Source organism: Pseudomonas sp. GW821-FHT04C07 (genome assembly GCF_059420325.1).
The window spans coordinates 155,236-170,764 of the sequence record NZ_JBWKTM010000014.1 but is presented as its reverse complement, the minus strand read 5'-3'; the positions used below and the strand labels follow the sequence as shown (position 1 = coordinate 170,764).

Below are 15,529 nucleotides of genomic sequence, written 5' to 3'. Positions count from 1 at the left end.
TACGCAGCCGAACGCAGCCTGGCGGCAGCTGCTACGGGAATGTGCGGAGCCGCAAACTCCTTAACTGACTGGCATTACGCACAGTGACAGGGCTTTTTTGCCGGGCATCAGGGCTTGAGTGGCCGCTCTTCATCCAGTTCCGACAGGCTTTTACCATCGTCTGGATGCTTCCAGGTTTGCGGCGGCGGATTTTCCTCCTCTGTAGCTTCTTCTTCATCCTCTTCCATGGACGGATCATTTGGCTCTCGGGGTTTGTTTTCAGTGGCCATACCTACCTCCTGTCCTTAAGGATTTCTCGTCAGTTTTGAGGATAGGACAAACTCATCCGCTTCGCTGTGGATGACAACTGATAACCAAAGCCTGAAAGGCAATGAAATCGATTTTCTATATCAGCGACAACGTGAGCTGATCGGGTTGACCATCGAAATACTGCTCAAGCGCTGTACGAAAAATATTGCCGTCGGCAGCGACAAGCTCGAAAAGGGTCATGCAAGAGTGAAATTTCAGGTGATCCGGAGTCCCGAATATCAACCGGATGGATGTTCCCTGAAGTTGCGTAACCAGTCGGGTACAGGCTTCCAGGCGCGGACCAAGCAGCGGATGACGCAGATACGCCGCGGCCTCCTCAAGGGAGCTGATGGCGAAAAGCCGGGACACCTCGCTGTGCCCCAGGCCAGCGTATTGCGGGAAGACAAACCACATCCAGTGGCTGCGCTTGTGCCCGCTGCTCAGTTCGGCCTGTACTCGATCAAAAACCGGGGCCTGCGCCTGGACGAAGCGCTGCAGGTGAAAGGGATCATCCTGGTCGGTGCTGTTCATATCGGTACCCTCACCTCAGGCATCACGCATGGGTTCAAACCATTGCCAGTGGGTGCTTACGCTTTGGAGCGCAGAACACCCGGTCAATCGCCTGCAAGTCCTCGGTGTCCAGTTTCAATGTCGCTGCTTCGGCATTCAGCCGGACATGCTCGGGCTTGACGGCTTTGGGGATGGCGATGACCCCGTCCTGACGCAGCACCCAGGCCAGCGCCACTTGCGCGGGAGTCACGCCATGAAGGTTGGCGATATGCTTGAGCGTCGGGCTGTTGAGCAGTTCTCCCCCCTGGGAGATCGGGCAGTACGCCATCAGCGGCAGATGGTGCTGCTGCCCCCAGGGCAACAGATCAAACTCGATGCCACGCTCTTCGATGTTGTAGAGCACCTGATTGGTTGCACAGGCCGCAGAAGCCAGCTCTTGCAGGTCCGCCAGGTCGAAATTGGAGACACCCCAACGTCCGATCTTGCCCGCCTCGCGCAGGCGCTCGAAGGCCTCGACCGTTTCTTCAAGGGGATATTCACCGCGCCAATGCAGCAGGTACGCATCGAGATAGTCAGCGCCCAGACGCCTCAGACTCCTCTCACACGCCAGGGGGATGCCTTTGCGACTGGCATTGTGCGGGTAGACTTTACTGACCAGAAACACCCGATCACGCTGACCACGGATCGCTTCACCGACGACGTCTTCAGCGCCGCCCTCGGCGTACATTTCCGCGGTGTCGATCAGCGTCATGCCCAGTTCAATGCCTGATCGCAACGCAGCCACTTCAGCAGCGCGCTGGTGCGGATCCTCACCCATGCGCCAGGTCCCCTGGCCGATGACCGGGACGGATACGCCTGCCAGATCGAGCGTTCGCATTGCAACCTCCTGATGACATCCGATGAGTATCAGTGTGGCACCCGTTCAGCAAAGGGGGCGACAGGAGTGAAGGTCAAGGGCTGAACGTCAGACCCTATGACCGGTTTGGCAGCACGCGCCAAGAGGGTTGGCGAAAGGCTTTTTCCTCTCCAGAAAGCGATACGGCAATATGACCCAGCGTGGTTTCCGCTGAATACTTCTCGAGCGTTGAACAAAAGCCGATAAAAAGCAGACCACCCACCAATGCCGCAGAGTGAATGCTCCTGACATCGACATTCCTGGTGAAATAAAGGAATGCACAGGCGGCTGAAGATCCGAGCAGCCCGCCTGCAATGGCTTCTGACAGCGGGTGTACATACGGGGCCACACAATTAACCGTGAACCACCAGCTGACCACCAGGCCCAGACCGGCTGCCGGCCATCGAAACCGTGGTTGTATCTGCCCGGCAAGCAGACTCAGCATGACCGGCACGACCAGGCTGAAATTCGTCGCGTGACCGCTAATGACTGCGATATCGAGGCTTTGCCAGCCAATGCCCCAGCCTTTGAAAAGGATCTTGCTCGCACCAACAATGAGGTAGGCAAGGAGCAAAATCACGCCCCATAGCAGTGCCGACTTTCTTGACCTGGACACGCAAAGCCAACCCGCAACAACCAAAGCCGCGGGAATCATCACTGAGATGCCTGCGTACTGAGCGATTTCCACCAACCTCATACCTGCAACACCTTCAAATACTGGATGCCATCTGATCTGAACCGCATGACGGTCGCGTTCTGGCGAAAGAATCCGCAGAGGCTGCGGTGGAGCTTTCCGGGCAATGCTTCAGCCCATCAGATCGTCCCTCCAGCGAGCTCATCACCTTGGTGTTCCAGCCAGCAGCCGCAACAGCCAACAGTGCCAGCACGAACAACACAACCAGTCCCGTTGCCAGTTTTAAAATGGCTGACATGGCAATCTCCTTACCCGTGACACTGTCGTTCAACTCAAGCACTGGCGTCGCTGCGCCGTCCTGCGCAGGCAGGCGCTCGACTCATAGGCTGCGATGCCCAAGCGCTTCAAGACGCTCACCGCTCGACGCCAGACTGCCAAACCGCCCGGACCTCACCTCTTCAGCATAGACATCCAGTTTGTTTTCGCCCGCGCGCAACACCGCCGTCATGCGCAGCACAGCCTGAGCATCTGCGTCATTCCCGGCCATACCCAGACGTTCGGCAATCCGCAGCAGTTCCACCGCAGACCACTTCAGGTCTGATGCGATGCCCTGAAGGTCACGCTTGAGTTCCTGCTCGGGTTTAGTCAGTAACATGGATCGTGCCCTTTAACATCGAAGCGCCAATGATGGATTGATCTCGGATTAACTATTAGTACGTCAACCGTGCACTGTTGAGCCGCAACTTAATAATCACCGTGTCGTAATACTGATTCAGCGCCGCAAACCCTATAGCGAATACAAACGACAATAATATCGGCCAGGCCGGGATCTGATCCCATGCCATCAGGCACCATGCAAAAGCCATTAATGACAGGGTTGTAAATACCCTGCACAACAGCAGCGCAAAACCTCGAAAAGTGCAAAGAATGCGGGAAAGCATGATGTTCAGGCCTCGCACTGGATACTCCCCACAAAATCTCTTCATATCGGTTGACGCGGCCCGGCTCTAGAGTCGAACGTCCAGATCAGATTCCAGCAGAGAAGTTTCTTACAGCCCAGAGACCTTCTCAAAGCTTGCTGATGCCAGACAATGGCATACTGATTCGCTGCTCACGTTGCAGGAAACTCATCAGCAGCACGACTCGCTCGTTCCCATCCATTGCCAGAAAGACCGCATCCAACTCGACAAAGGGCCCCTCATTAATACGTACCGCCTCTCCACAGGTATATCGTGCCTCTACGGTGGCTTCACTGTCGTGCTCATAAAGCTGAGCAATCAACGCATCACGCACCGGCAACGGTTTGCCACCAAAGCTAACAATCCGCGATACGCCGCGGGTAGAACGTAAGGGCCCCCAGCTATCGTTGGAGCAGAGCTGAATAAACATATAACTGGGGAACAGTGACTCACTGATAATCCGCCGCTGCCCTTGCAAAACACGCTCACGTCGATGTTTGGGACGAAAGCAGGTATATCCCTGGCCAACCAGATTCTTTTCAGCTCGCTCGTCCTGGCTCGCTTTACATTGGACCAAATACCAAGCTTTGGCGGCGTGGGCTTCACTCATGTTCATCTGAATCGATCTTCCATTATTCACCGATTACTTGGGGCTAGCGGATAACACTTTTATCCGTTTCTTCCATCGATTTGCTCGAGCAACTCAGTGGTTTTCACCTGCATCAGCGCAGCGTCGCCACGACTTTCCACACGCAGGCAAATCACACGCTCGATAGTCGAGATACGCAGCTTAAAACGCCAATCGGTTAAAACCAGACTCAGCCCTTCTGCCTCATTTATGTCCAGCGCCTGGGCAGCATGCAAGTTCTTGAGACGCGTCAGAACCGCAGACGGATCATCAACCTCGCGACGGATTTCTCCGGAAGAAGGAAACACGCCAATGCGCTCGACCAGCAATGAGGATTGTGACTTATCGCGAGGATAGAGCCGTTCCGATGCACGCAACCACGTCATCAAACCACTGCCGCCACCGCTAGAATCGAGAAACTCGCTCCTGGAGGCCGAGGCACCGAGTTTGAGCCTGTCGGCATAAGTGTGATCGATGCGGCAAACGAGGCCCTCCTTCAGCTCAGAATCAAACAGGTCATGGACTTTATCTGTTTTAAAATTCGGATTGCTCATCGTGGCTTCGCCTATACGGAAAAATAGGCCCGGGGCCATTTTGGCTTGCAGCACATTGGAAAAAAGGTCCCTTACAATACCCTTGCGTACAAGTGTTCAAAGCAGAATTTGGTCGCCTCGACAAACCCCTCAGCACCGCCACAGTCGAAGCGCTGGCCTTTGATTTTATAGGCCAGCACGCAACCACTTTGCACCTGTTTCATCAGTGCATCGGTAATCTGGATCTCGCCACCTTCCCCCCGGTTCGGTATCGGCGATCAAATCGAAGATGTCAGGGGTCAAAATATACCAACCGATAATCGCCAAATTAGACGGCACATCTTCCGGTTTAGGCTTCTCGACCATGCTGTCGACACGGTAAATAGCCTCATGGATCTCTTCGCCAGCAATAACCCTATATTTGTGAGTCTGATCCTGCGGCAATTCCTGAATCGCCATGATCGAGCAGCGGTGCCGCTTATACAGCGAGATCATCTGCGACAGCACACCATCGCCATATGTTGCTGGCCCGCATCTCGAGTTTCCTCGATTGCGTACTGGGTCAACGGCTTGTTGACGATCGGCAACATCTCTTGTGGTATAGCCTTCGCGGCCGGAAAAAACGCGTGCCGTACCCAGCAGCTGGGAACACACATTTACGAACAATGAAAGCATCCTTTTAAAACACACTGATACTCATATTACAGCCGCAGATAACCGAAAGCGTTCCTTGCCAAGGGGCGGAGCCTCTCAAGCATCATAGGATCTCGAACCTGTGCTATAACTAACACACTCCAGAATGGGCAGCATCAGGAAAGCCAAAAATGTTATTTTTTGTCAGAACTAAATAGACGGCATTATTTTTTTCCTGGATTTATTAATGGACTTTCGTTGCGCGGTATGCTTCAAGAATGCAGCTGATGTTTCAGTGTGCTCGCCGTTAAGATTTCAGGCATCGCGACCGCTCAAACCGATTTCGAGACAGGGCTTATAGTTGACCAAGATTCTTGAAAGCGGGAAGCTCACTCACCCCCGCCCCCTACCCTTACCAATAAAATGGCGGTTATCCACTGTAGCGAGTGATTCGTTAAATCATCGCCCAACGATAGACGCAATCAGTACTAGGCGCCAAACCAATCTGAACGGTAAAACTAACCCATAATGCATAAGTATCTACAAACGGAATTCCGGCCGCTTGAGCGGCAGCATTCGCAGGAGTAATAAGTATTCTGTTGGGGTCGAAGGTATTTCGATTAAGTACCGTGAATGTGTTTGATCCGGCAAGGACAGTGAATGTTCCACTCATTGCATCGTCGCTAAACATAGCGCTCGCACAGGTAACGGTACCTTCTGATGTCCTAACGTTGTCAGCAACGCTGCCTTTCACAGTTCCACCATTAAGCGATATAACTCCCCCACTGATAGATTGGACCCCATACGCAAGGTTATCTAAGACCTTGCCACGTAACTCAACTCGAGCAGCGGGGCCTGCCGTAATTCCCGCGAACAACCCGCCTGCAACTGCGTTACCCGTGATCAGCGAGCCCTCAGCCAGGATTACATCCGCACCGTTTCGAGCGTATAACCCGTTGAATCGGGCACCGGATATCCTGGCGTCAATGCTGTAGTCACCTGCCCCGTCGATCAATACACCATGGCTAGCGCCCCCCTCGGTTGCCAGTGATACCTTAGCCCCCGGACAATTTATAAGTCGAACACCTGCATCTCCGGAATTCTTCGAAAACCAGTTTTTTCCCTGCAATCCGGATGACGATGTAGCGTTGATTCCCCATCCTGCATTATTTTCAGCATATACGTCGGACACCATCACATTGGTAGCGGCGGCAGCACCTGCATGTCCGATATTTACGCCGGCGTAGCCTACTGGTGCGCCAGTCGCATAAATGCCGCTAGCGATAACGCCTACCCCGTTTATGGAGATACCCGAATAGCCTGACCCCACGCTACGAAGAGTGTCCATCTGCCAGCCAGGTTGCACACCTGACATGCCGGAGCCAGTGTTGTTATACCCCGTAAATCCAGAAAGAGACCCGCGGCCTCCATAGATGATTAACCCAGTGCCGAGCGTGGCGTCAGCACGAAGATTATGACACTCCATGAAAATGGAGTTTTCCAGCATGATCCCCCCCCTAACGCCATCCACTTGAATCTCAGCATTGCACGTTGAGTCCGCGCGCACATCGACGAGTTTGCCCGAACACCTGACCAGCCGTAGGCCACAAAACCTGTGCTCAATGACGGTGTTAGTGAGGTGATCAACTTGTGCCCGGCCTTCAAATCGAACGCTGCGTATATCCAGCCCGGTATTCCCATTGACCATGTCTGCGTTGACCCACATGTCATGAGGTGTTGCATTTCCAGTAGCCCGCCGAACCCACGCGCCATTTAGGTCACACTTAAAGTTATTAGGGATAGTAATGCTCGCCGATGAAAAATCGACGACGTACTCAGAGCTCTTCCCGCGTAAAAGAATGTTATTTTCCGCGCAAAAATTTATGGCGAGCTGCATAGTGGCTGCAGTATTTGCAGGGGTATCCACGGGGCCGAAATACTCAATTGTCAAGCAGTATTCTTGCTGCTTGAGATAGTCTCGTAACCATCGACCCTCCATGCCCACCATTCCCGCACCCTTGTTCGGGTCAGAGGGATCAGCGAGCGCCTGCTGAATCGCCTGGCCATCCGCATTGGGCGTGAACCAAATCGCACCATTCCACGAGCGCTTTACCAGCTCAACGGTATTGAAGTATTCGTCACCAATCTCAAGCGGACTACCATTAGAGCGGGCGCTTGGATCTACGGGCAAACGTCGAAAATTGGTGTCGACAATAACCCGCATATCCTCGAAAACTCTATTCGTGTCGGCTTGCCATTTGGCCAACGTTGGCAGAGGCCCCGATTCTGTTTGGACAACCTCCTCAGCCCCGCCATTCACAAACCGATGCTGCAACACGGATGCAGCGTCTGAACGCTGCGCAGCTTCTGACAGCTTGCCGGCATAGGCCAGCAACGCCTCAATCGAAGTGTCAGTCGACATTACATTTTCACCAAGTTCTTGGGAGCTACAACATTCACACTGTTGAACAGCTGTTGAGTGGCTGCGTGGAGTTGATCAACGGCGGCCAACCCTCGCAGCTGTAGCGCCAATTTTTGAGATTGCGATCCAGGCAGCCCCCACAGAGCCGTTCCGGCAATTCCAAGGGCAGTGGCACCGAGTAACTGGCGCCTCGTGATATTGCGCATGAGCTCATCTCGACCTAGTTAGACAGTGGCATGAATACTACCAACCCATCCAGAGAAACTCCGAATAACTTTGACCCGCCCTCATCAGCCGTCAACAGTCAGACTGTCATCGTTTCTTCTGCAATTCATAATCTTTAAACATCATCTGACCGGGCTTTCAACCAGGCTTGGCTCATTACAGGCGTAGCTCACCCAAACCCACCAAGCACTTTCAATTCATCCATAGGCTCGAGAGCGAAAACAACGTGGTCAGTTGAGCCGTGATTTTCATCAGCCCACGAAAACGCACCTTCACATAGCTGAACTGACGCTTGATCACCCGAAACAGGTGCTCAACCTTGGCCCGTGCCTGCACTTCGCAGTACTCGATTTTTCGTTCTGCTTTATAGACCAGACCGCGTTTGCTCAGCCGGCCGTAGGTACTGCGTTTAGCTGCGATCTGCCAAATCCGCTAATGGTATCGAGCATCAGGCTCGTAACTATAAACCCGCTATACACCATTCAACGAAAGAAAAATCATAAATGTTAAATTTTGTCTGAATAAAATTAAGAATGTTATTTTTTGTCCGAATTAATCAATGGATAGTTTTTAAAGTGCGGCGCCCTATCACCGCTCGGCATTTAAAGGTTGATGTCTTCGTGAATTCACAGTTATGATTTTCAACACTATTGCAAATAGTTGACGCGACAATGGAGGTTGCCTTGTTTAAGAAGATTTTAATCGTTTGCATTGGCAACATTTGCCGCAGTCCTACTGCAGAGAATTTGTTGCGCGAAGCACTTAATCAGTCCGACATCGAAGTTAGCTCCGCGGGTCTTCACGCGCTTGAAGACAGCCCTATCGAACCCACTGCCAGGGTCGTATTGGAGGAGCATGGCCATCTGCCAAAAGACCACAAAGCCAATCAACTGACCCCCGCAGCCATCAGCGAATCGGATCTGATCCTGGTGATGGAGCAGCACCACATAGACCGTGTTCTCAAGCTTGCGCCTGAAGCGCGCGGAAAGGTCTTCCTGCTGGGCAAGTGGCAGAACGACCGCGAGATCAGAGACCCCTACCGTCAAGGCAAACCTGCTTTCGTGCACGCATACGCGTTGATTGAAGAAGCAGTAAACGCTTGGGCAAGGCGTCTCGCACGCTAAACCATTCCTCGAATATCTGTTAAAAAAGAACCCACTTATGCAGCAAGCTCCAACATTAACCTCGCATGACGATAATGATGAAATAGACTTGATGGGTCTACTCGGGACAGTGGTCGATCATAAATGGTTGATTGGCGGGATCACTGCTGCCTTTATGGCCGTTGGAACTGCATATGCGGTGTTGGCCACCCCTGTTTATCAAGCGACTGCCTTGATACAGGTGGAGGCAAAAAAAAATGACATGCTCGGCTTCTCCGATATCGGCAGCATGCTGGGTAAAGAGTCGCCTTCAGCCACAGAAATTGAATTAATCAAGTCACGCGCAATCATCGGCAAAGTTGTCGACAATCTAGCGCTCGATCTTACCATCGAGCCGAACCGTTTTCCTTTGATCGGCAATTTTATCGCTCGTCGGTTCAAACCAGACGCTATAAATACGGTCGCGACGCCATGGCTTGGCATGAGCAGCTTTGCCTGGGGCGGCGAAAAGCTGAAAGTATTTCAGCTCGAGCTTCCACAAGAACTCCTGAGTCAGGAACTAACGTTGGTCAGCGGTGAAAACGGCCACTTCACGTTGCTGGATGAAGACGACAATGTCCTGGTCCAAAGCCAAGTGGGTCAAGCCTATGACCAGGACGGCATCAAACTGCAGGTCGAAGTGTTGCAGGCCAATCCTGGCACCACGTTCAGCATTGTGCGTGACCCACGCCTGACCAGTATCTTGAAGTACCAAAAGGTGCTTGATGTAGCAGAACGTGGTAAAGAATCCGGCATGATTGGCCTTTCTCTTGAGAGCCCGGTCCCGGCTGAAGCCATTCAAATCCTTAATGAAATCTCCAGGCTCTATGTACGGCAAAACGTTGAGCGAACATCGGCCGAAGCCGCTCAAAGCCTGGAGTTTCTAAAAGATCAACTGCCTCAGGTCCGTCAAGATCTGGAGAAAGCCGAAAACGCCCTGAACAAGTATCAGATTCGTAGTAAATCCATCGATATCAGCCTGGAAGCCAAAGCCATTCTCGATCAGATCGTGGCGCTTGACACCAGCATCTCCGCACTGAAATTGCAGCAAGCGGAAATGGATCGCAAGTTTACCCGTCAGCATCCCGCCTATCGGGCCTTGCTCAGCCAATTAGCCGAGCTGACAGACAAGCAGCATGGCCTGGCCAGAAAAGTCGAAGGTCTGCCTTCAACACAGCAAGAACTCCTCAGCCTCACCCGCGATGTAAAAGTCAGCACCGAAATTTATACACAGCTCCTGAATAAATCCCAGGAACTGGATGTGATGCGTGCCGGCACCGTGGGCAACGTGCGCTTGATCGATACCGCCGATGTGGATCTTAGCAAGCCGGTTAAACCGAAGAAGGCCCTGATCGTAATCATCGCTGCCCTGTTCGGGACTTTCCTGGCTATTGCATTGGTACTTTTTCGCAAAGCCCTTAACCGTGGCGTGGAAGATCCGGATCAAATTGAACAGTTGGGGTTGCCGGTGTATGCAACCATTCCTTTCAGCACGCTGCAGAAAGTTGAAGAAAGCAAAATCCCTCAAAGCAGGGGCCGCGCCAACAAGGTCGCCCCCATACTGGCCAGCAGTCACCCCACCGACCTGGCCATGGAAGGATTGCGCAGCCTGCGCACCAGTCTGCACTTCGCTATGCTCGAAGCCAGCAATAATCGCCTGATGATCTCCGGCCCGAGCCCCAAGGTCGGTAAAACGTTTATTTCCGCCAACCTCGCTGCCGTCATCGCTCAGACCGGCCAACGGGTATTGCTGATCGACGTGGATATGCGCAAAGGGTATCTGCATAAGGTATTCGGAGTCCCCGCTGAAAACGGGCTTTCTGATTTACTGGTCAAGCGCTGCGATCTCGCAACCGCGATCAATAAAACTGAATTCGAGAATCTTGACGTTATCGGTCGCGGACAAATACCGCCCAATCCTTCAGAGCTGCTAATGCATTCGAACTTTAGTGCCTTTCTGGAGCAAGTCAGCGCCCAGTACGATCTGGTGATTCTGGATACCCCGCCATTGCTGGCGGTGACGGATGCGGCGATTGTCGGTCGCCAGTCGGGCACCAGCTTGATTGTGACGCGCTTTGCGCTTAACCCGGTTCGTGAAATTCAATTGACCATGCGTCGCTTTGCGCAAAATGGCATTGATTTGAAAGGCGCCATTTTCAATGGCGTTGAAAAACGTGCCTCCGCCAAGTACGGCTATGGCGATTATGGTTACTACAACTACGAATATAAGTCAGAGAGTGCTTGAGCTACACCACAGCCCTGATGATAGTCGCGTACAGCTACTAACCGTATTCATAGCACTGCACGCTCTGCATCTGCAGCACAAGATGCAGAGTCATCGATAATTCAAACCGCTCTCAGGGACTAGCGTCTAATCCTGGGGCGGTAGCGTGTCCAAACCATAGTTGTTACTGCTACAGATTGATTATCGAAAAGGCCTTATGAGTAGCCTTGCAAACCCCATTAAGCCTGGCCATAGCGCCCCGCTCGTCAACTATAAAAGACACAACAATTCATGCCGAAACAAAGCTTCACACGCGTTATTAATATCGCACTGCGCGGCATAACACTCGCCAGTAAGTTTCTGTTGATATTTTTTCTCGCGAAATTTCTCGAACCGGCGGAACTAGGCCTTTACGGTTTGCTCACCGTCACTATCGGCTATGCACTGTATCTGCTGGGGTTTGACTTCTACACGTTCACCACACGGGAAATCCTTAAACGTGAACGCCACGAATGGGGTGGGCTGCTCAAGGACCAAGGCGCACTTTCGCTGGTACTTTACGTTATTGTCCTACCGCTGCTGAGCTTGATTTTCCTAGAGGGACTCCTGCCCTGGAGTGTCGCGGGCTGGTTCTTTATATTGCTGGTATTAGAGCATTTGACGCAGGAACTGAGTCGCCTGCTGATAGCGATCTCGGAGCAATTGCTCGCTAGCGTGATGTTGTTTCTCCGCTCTGGTATTTGGGCGGTGATCGTTACGTCAGTCATGTTTGTACGGGCTGATACTCGCGATCTGGACTTTGTGCTTGGCGGCTGGACCCTCGGCAGCCTGGCAGCACTGTTGCTGGGTATTTATCGCTTAACGCGTTTAAATATTTCCGGTTGGCATAAGCAGGTTGATTGGCAGTGGATTGGCAAAGGCCTGAAAATCGCCATTCCCTTGTTGGTAGCCACTCTGGCTATCCGCGGCTTGTTTACAGTGGATCGCTACTGGTTTGCGGACCTGACGAGCCTGGAAACCCTGGGCGCTTATGTGCTGTTTATGGGAATCAGCAGTGCGCTTTTGTCATTTCTAGACGCCGGCGTATTCGCCTTTATCTACCCCGGCCTGATCAGTGCGTATCACAGCAAGGACTCTGTTTCTTTCCGTCTTAAGTTGCGTGCATTACTGTTGCAGACTCTGATGCTTTCAGGTGCGTTTGCGATAATTGCGCTATTGATCATTGATCCACTTTTGATTTGGCTCAATAAGCCGTTATACCTTGAAAACCAGGCGCTGTTTCCCTGGACCCTGCTAATCACGCTGCTCTATTCGCTGGGCATGGTCCCGCACTATGCGCTGTATGCACAAGGGCTCGACCGGCCAATTATTCATAGTCATATAGCCAGCCTGCTGATTTTTCTTCCAACAACCTGGCTCTTTTCCAGACACTGGCCATTACAAGCGGTGCCATTGGGCCTGTGTGCCGCGTTTTTGTTGATCCTGTTGTGGAAGTGTTTGGCTTTTATCCGTTTGACCCCGGCGCAGTACAGATCGATTTCATCTACACCTATAACGCTTTTCAAAGGAACCCGTTAAATGCTTACTAACAAAACTATTCTTGTCACTGGCGGCACCGGCTCTTTCGGCAACACGTTTGTGCCCATGACACTGGCAAAATACAACCCGAAAAAGATCATCATCTTCTCCCGTGACGAGATGAAACAGTGGGACATGGCCAAGAAGTTCGAAGGCGACTCGCGGGTGCGTTTTTTCATCGGCGATGTGCGTGACAAGGACCGCCTGTACCGGGCGCTGGACGGTGTCGACTATGTGGTGCACGCCGCCGCAACCAAAATTGTACCGACTGCCGAGTACAACCCGTTTGAATGTGTGAAAACCAACATCAACGGGGCGATGAACCTGATCGACGCGTGCATTGATAAAGGTGTGCGTCGCACTGTTGCCCTGTCCACCGATAAAGCCAGCAGCCCAATCAACTTGTACGGCGCGACCAAACTGGCGTCAGACAAAATGTTTGTCGCAGGCAACTCCTATTCGGGCGCTCATGACTCACGCTTCGCCGTGGTTCGATATGGCAACGTCATGGGGTCACGTGGTTCGGTAATCCCGTTCTTCATGTCGATCAAGAACAAAGGCGTACTGCCAATTACCGACGAGCGCATGACACGCTTCATGATCTCGCTCGAGGAAGCGGTAAAGCTGGTCTGGCATGCCTTTGAAGACATGGAAGGTGGCGAGATTTATGTGAAGAAAATCCCTTCCATGAAAGTGACAGATCTTGCTCGAGTGGTTGCCCCGGAGGCGGAGCAGCAAGTCGTCGGTATCCGTCCTGGCGAGAAACTGCACGAGCAGATGATCAGCGCCGAAGACGCCTATTACACCTACGAATACCCTCAGCACTTCAAGATTCTGCCAACGATCAATGGCTGGGCCACCTGCGCCAAGCGCATCAAGGACGGTACTCGAGTGCCGGAAGACTTCGTCTACGCCAGCGATAACAACAGCGAGTGGATGAGCGACGCCGATCTGGAAAACTGGATCGACATCAACCGCGAAAAGATCGGGAGCATCTGATACATGATTCCCTACGGCCGCCAAGAAATCACCCAAACCGATATCGATGCGGTCGTGGGTGTACTGCAATCCGATTTCCTGACCCAAGGACCGATGGTTCCTCGCTTCGAGCAAAATGTCGCGCAGCACGTCGGTGCCGGCCATGCCTTGGCAGTGAACAGTGCCACCTCGGCATTGCACATTGCCTGCCTGGCCCTTGGGCTTGGCCCCGGCGATCGGTTGTGGACCACACCGGTCACCTTCGTGGCCTCGGCCAACTGTGCGTTGTACTGCGGCGCCGAGGTCGACTTTGTCGATATCGACCCGCGTACCTACAACCTTTGCCCGCAAGCGCTTGCGCTCAAGCTGGCACAGGCCGAACTCGAGGGCACACTGCCCAAAGTGCTAGTGCCGGTGCATTTGTGTGGCCAGCCGTGCGACATGCAGGCCATTCATGCACTGTCCCAGCGCTACGGCTTCAAGATCATCGAAGATGCCTCCCACGCCATTGGTGGCAAGTACCAAGGCGAGTTCATCGGCAACTGCCGCTACAGCGATATCACCGTATTCAGTTTCCATCCCGTGAAGATCATTACCACCGCCGAAGGCGGCATGGCACTGACCAACGATGGCGAACTGGCGAACAAAATGGCCCTGCTGCGCAGCCACGGCATCACTCGTGATCCGGCGCAGATGACTCATGAGGCCGATGGCCCCTGGTACTACCAGCAGATTGATCTGGGCTTCAATTACCGCATGACCGAACTGCAGGCCGCATTGGGGGTTACCCAGATGGAGCGCCTGGATCAGTATGTGGCTCGCCGCCATCAACTGGCCCGCCGCTACGACGACCTGCTGGCCAGCCTGCCGGTCAGCACACCCTGGCAGCACCCGGACAGCTACTCCGGCCTGCACCTATACGTTATCCGCCTGCAGCTGGATCAAATCCAGAAGACTCACCGCCAGGTCTTTGAATCTCTGCGTGAGCAGGGTATCGGCGTCAATCTTCACTACATCCCGGTGCACACCCAGCCTCACTATGAACGCATGGGCTTCCAGCCTGAAGACTTCCCCCAGGCGCAAATCTACTACCGGGAAGCTATCAGCATCCCGATGTTCCAGACCATGACGGATGAGCAGCAGGATGAGGTCATCACCGCGCTGCGCAAAGCGGTGCTGGAATGAAACTGGCGATCATCCCTGCGCGCGGAGGCAGCAAGCGCATCCCGCGCAAGAACATCAAACTGTTCTGCGCAAAGCCGATGATCGCCTGGTCTATCGATGCAGCACTGCAAAGCGGCTGCTTCGATCAGGTGATTGTTTCCACCGATGATCCAGAGATAGCCGAGGTGGCTCGTCACTATGGAGCCACGGTGCCCTTCATGCGCCCTGCCGAACTGTCGGACGACCATACCGGCACCATTCCGGTCATTCAACACGCCATTGAATGGTTCAATGCCCAAGGTCAACCCGTTGAGCACGCTTGCTGCCTGTATGCCACCGCCCCTTTCGTCAGCCCCGAAGATATCCGCCGCGGTTTTGGCACTCTCAACGATGCCGGCTGCGATTACGCCTTTTCGGTCACCAGCTACGCCTTCCCGATCCAGAGAGCGATTCGCCTGAATGCCGAGGGTCGGGTCGAAATGTTCAGTCCGGAGCATTTCAACACCCGCTCTCAGGATCTTGAGGACGCCTGGCACGACGCCGGGCAGTTCTACTGGGGCCAGGCCGATGCGTGGCTGCAAGGCCGGATGATCTTCAGCCCGGGCTCGATGCCTGTTGTTCTGCCGCGGCACCGCGTACAGGACATCGATACGCCGGAAGACTGGGTGCGGGCCGAATGGTTGTTCAAGGCCATGCAGGCTGAAACGCAGTGAAGA

15 protein-coding genes and 2 pseudogenes are annotated in these 15,529 nt (G+C 53.4%); 6 read left to right on the top strand and 11 right to left on the bottom strand.

Annotated elements, in window-relative coordinates; translation table 11 throughout:
* Positions 1-107: 107 nt before the first annotated feature.
* From AC07UI_RS23895 to AC07UI_RS23845, 11 genes and pseudogenes are all read right to left on the bottom strand, one after another.
* Positions 108-269 carry a hypothetical protein gene (locus AC07UI_RS23895; RefSeq protein WP_494994845.1) on the bottom strand — a complete coding sequence of 54 codons (162 nt, stop codon included), beginning with the start codon at positions 267-269 and terminating at the stop codon, positions 108-110.
* Positions 270-384: 115 nt separating this feature from the next.
* Positions 385-819 carry a DUF1810 domain-containing protein gene (locus AC07UI_RS23890; protein ID WP_494994821.1) on the bottom strand — a complete coding sequence of 145 codons (435 nt, stop codon included), beginning with the start codon at positions 817-819 and terminating at the stop codon, positions 385-387.
* A 34-nt stretch (positions 820-853) separates the two neighbouring features.
* Positions 854-1,675, bottom strand: coding sequence for an aldo/keto reductase (locus tag AC07UI_RS23885; RefSeq protein ID WP_494994820.1), 822 nt, complete (start codon positions 1,673-1,675; stop codon positions 854-856).
* 94 nt (positions 1,676-1,769) lie between these two features.
* A complete protein-coding gene (locus AC07UI_RS23880) occupies positions 1,770-2,390 on the bottom strand; it encodes a hypothetical protein (RefSeq protein ID WP_494994819.1) in 621 nt (206 codons plus the stop codon).
* 13 nt (positions 2,391-2,403) lie between these two features.
* A complete protein-coding gene (locus AC07UI_RS23875) occupies positions 2,404-2,625 on the bottom strand; it encodes a hypothetical protein (protein WP_494994818.1) in 222 nt (73 codons plus the stop codon).
* Positions 2,626-2,706: 81 nt separating this feature from the next.
* On the bottom strand, positions 2,707-2,982 hold the full coding sequence (locus AC07UI_RS23870; RefSeq protein WP_494994817.1) for a hypothetical protein: 276 nt from the start codon (positions 2,980-2,982) through the stop codon (positions 2,707-2,709).
* 413 nt (positions 2,983-3,395) lie between these two features.
* Positions 3,396-3,902: a transcription/translation regulatory transformer protein RfaH gene (gene rfaH / locus AC07UI_RS23865; RefSeq protein ID WP_494994816.1), complete on the bottom strand. Its 507-nt coding sequence runs from the start codon at positions 3,900-3,902 to the stop codon at positions 3,396-3,398.
* 53 nt (positions 3,903-3,955) lie between these two features.
* The gene (locus tag AC07UI_RS23860; protein WP_494994815.1) at positions 3,956-4,468 is read right to left on the bottom strand and encodes a mannose-1-phosphate guanylyltransferase; all 513 of its coding nucleotides are present in this window, start codon (positions 4,466-4,468) and stop codon (positions 3,956-3,958) included.
* Positions 4,469-4,539: 71 nt separating this feature from the next.
* Positions 4,540-5,114: pseudogene (locus AC07UI_RS23855) on the bottom strand (UTP--glucose-1-phosphate uridylyltransferase).
* A 420-nt stretch (positions 5,115-5,534) separates the two neighbouring features.
* Positions 5,535-7,502, bottom strand: coding sequence for a hypothetical protein (locus tag AC07UI_RS23850; protein WP_494994814.1), 1,968 nt, complete (start codon positions 7,500-7,502; stop codon positions 5,535-5,537).
* A gap of 417 nt (positions 7,503-7,919) precedes the next feature.
* A pseudogene (locus AC07UI_RS23845) lies at positions 7,920-8,156 on the bottom strand (transposase); the annotation flags it as partial.
* Between the two features lie 254 nt (positions 8,157-8,410).
* On the opposite strand from AC07UI_RS23845, the gene AC07UI_RS23840 reads away from it, so the two are divergent.
* The 6 genes from AC07UI_RS23840 to pseF all read left to right on the top strand — a co-directional run bounded on the left by AC07UI_RS23840 (position 8,411) and on the right by pseF (position 15,526).
* On the top strand, positions 8,411-8,851 hold the full coding sequence (locus AC07UI_RS23840; RefSeq protein WP_494994813.1) for a low molecular weight protein-tyrosine-phosphatase: 441 nt from the start codon (positions 8,411-8,413) through the stop codon (positions 8,849-8,851).
* Positions 8,852-8,888: 37 nt separating this feature from the next.
* Positions 8,889-11,114 carry a polysaccharide biosynthesis tyrosine autokinase gene (locus AC07UI_RS23835; RefSeq protein ID WP_494994812.1) on the top strand — a complete coding sequence of 742 codons (2,226 nt, stop codon included), beginning with the start codon at positions 8,889-8,891 and terminating at the stop codon, positions 11,112-11,114.
* A gap of 270 nt (positions 11,115-11,384) precedes the next feature.
* Positions 11,385-12,671 carry a lipopolysaccharide biosynthesis protein gene (locus AC07UI_RS23830; protein ID WP_494994811.1) on the top strand — a complete coding sequence of 429 codons (1,287 nt, stop codon included), beginning with the start codon at positions 11,385-11,387 and terminating at the stop codon, positions 12,669-12,671.
* The gene (gene pseB, locus AC07UI_RS23825) at positions 12,672-13,670 is read left to right on the top strand and encodes a UDP-N-acetylglucosamine 4,6-dehydratase (inverting) (protein WP_494994810.1); all 999 of its coding nucleotides are present in this window, start codon (positions 12,672-12,674) and stop codon (positions 13,668-13,670) included. It begins immediately after the preceding gene.
* Positions 13,671-13,673: 3 nt separating this feature from the next.
* Positions 13,674-14,834: a UDP-4-amino-4,6-dideoxy-N-acetyl-beta-L-altrosamine transaminase gene (gene pseC / locus AC07UI_RS23820; protein ID WP_494994809.1), complete on the top strand. Its 1,161-nt coding sequence runs from the start codon at positions 13,674-13,676 to the stop codon at positions 14,832-14,834.
* On the top strand, positions 14,831-15,526 hold the full coding sequence (pseF, locus tag AC07UI_RS23815; protein WP_494994808.1) for a pseudaminic acid cytidylyltransferase: 696 nt from the start codon (positions 14,831-14,833) through the stop codon (positions 15,524-15,526). Before pseC ends, pseF begins: the two co-directional genes overlap by 4 nt.
* The last annotated feature ends 3 nt before the right edge of the window (positions 15,527-15,529 follow it).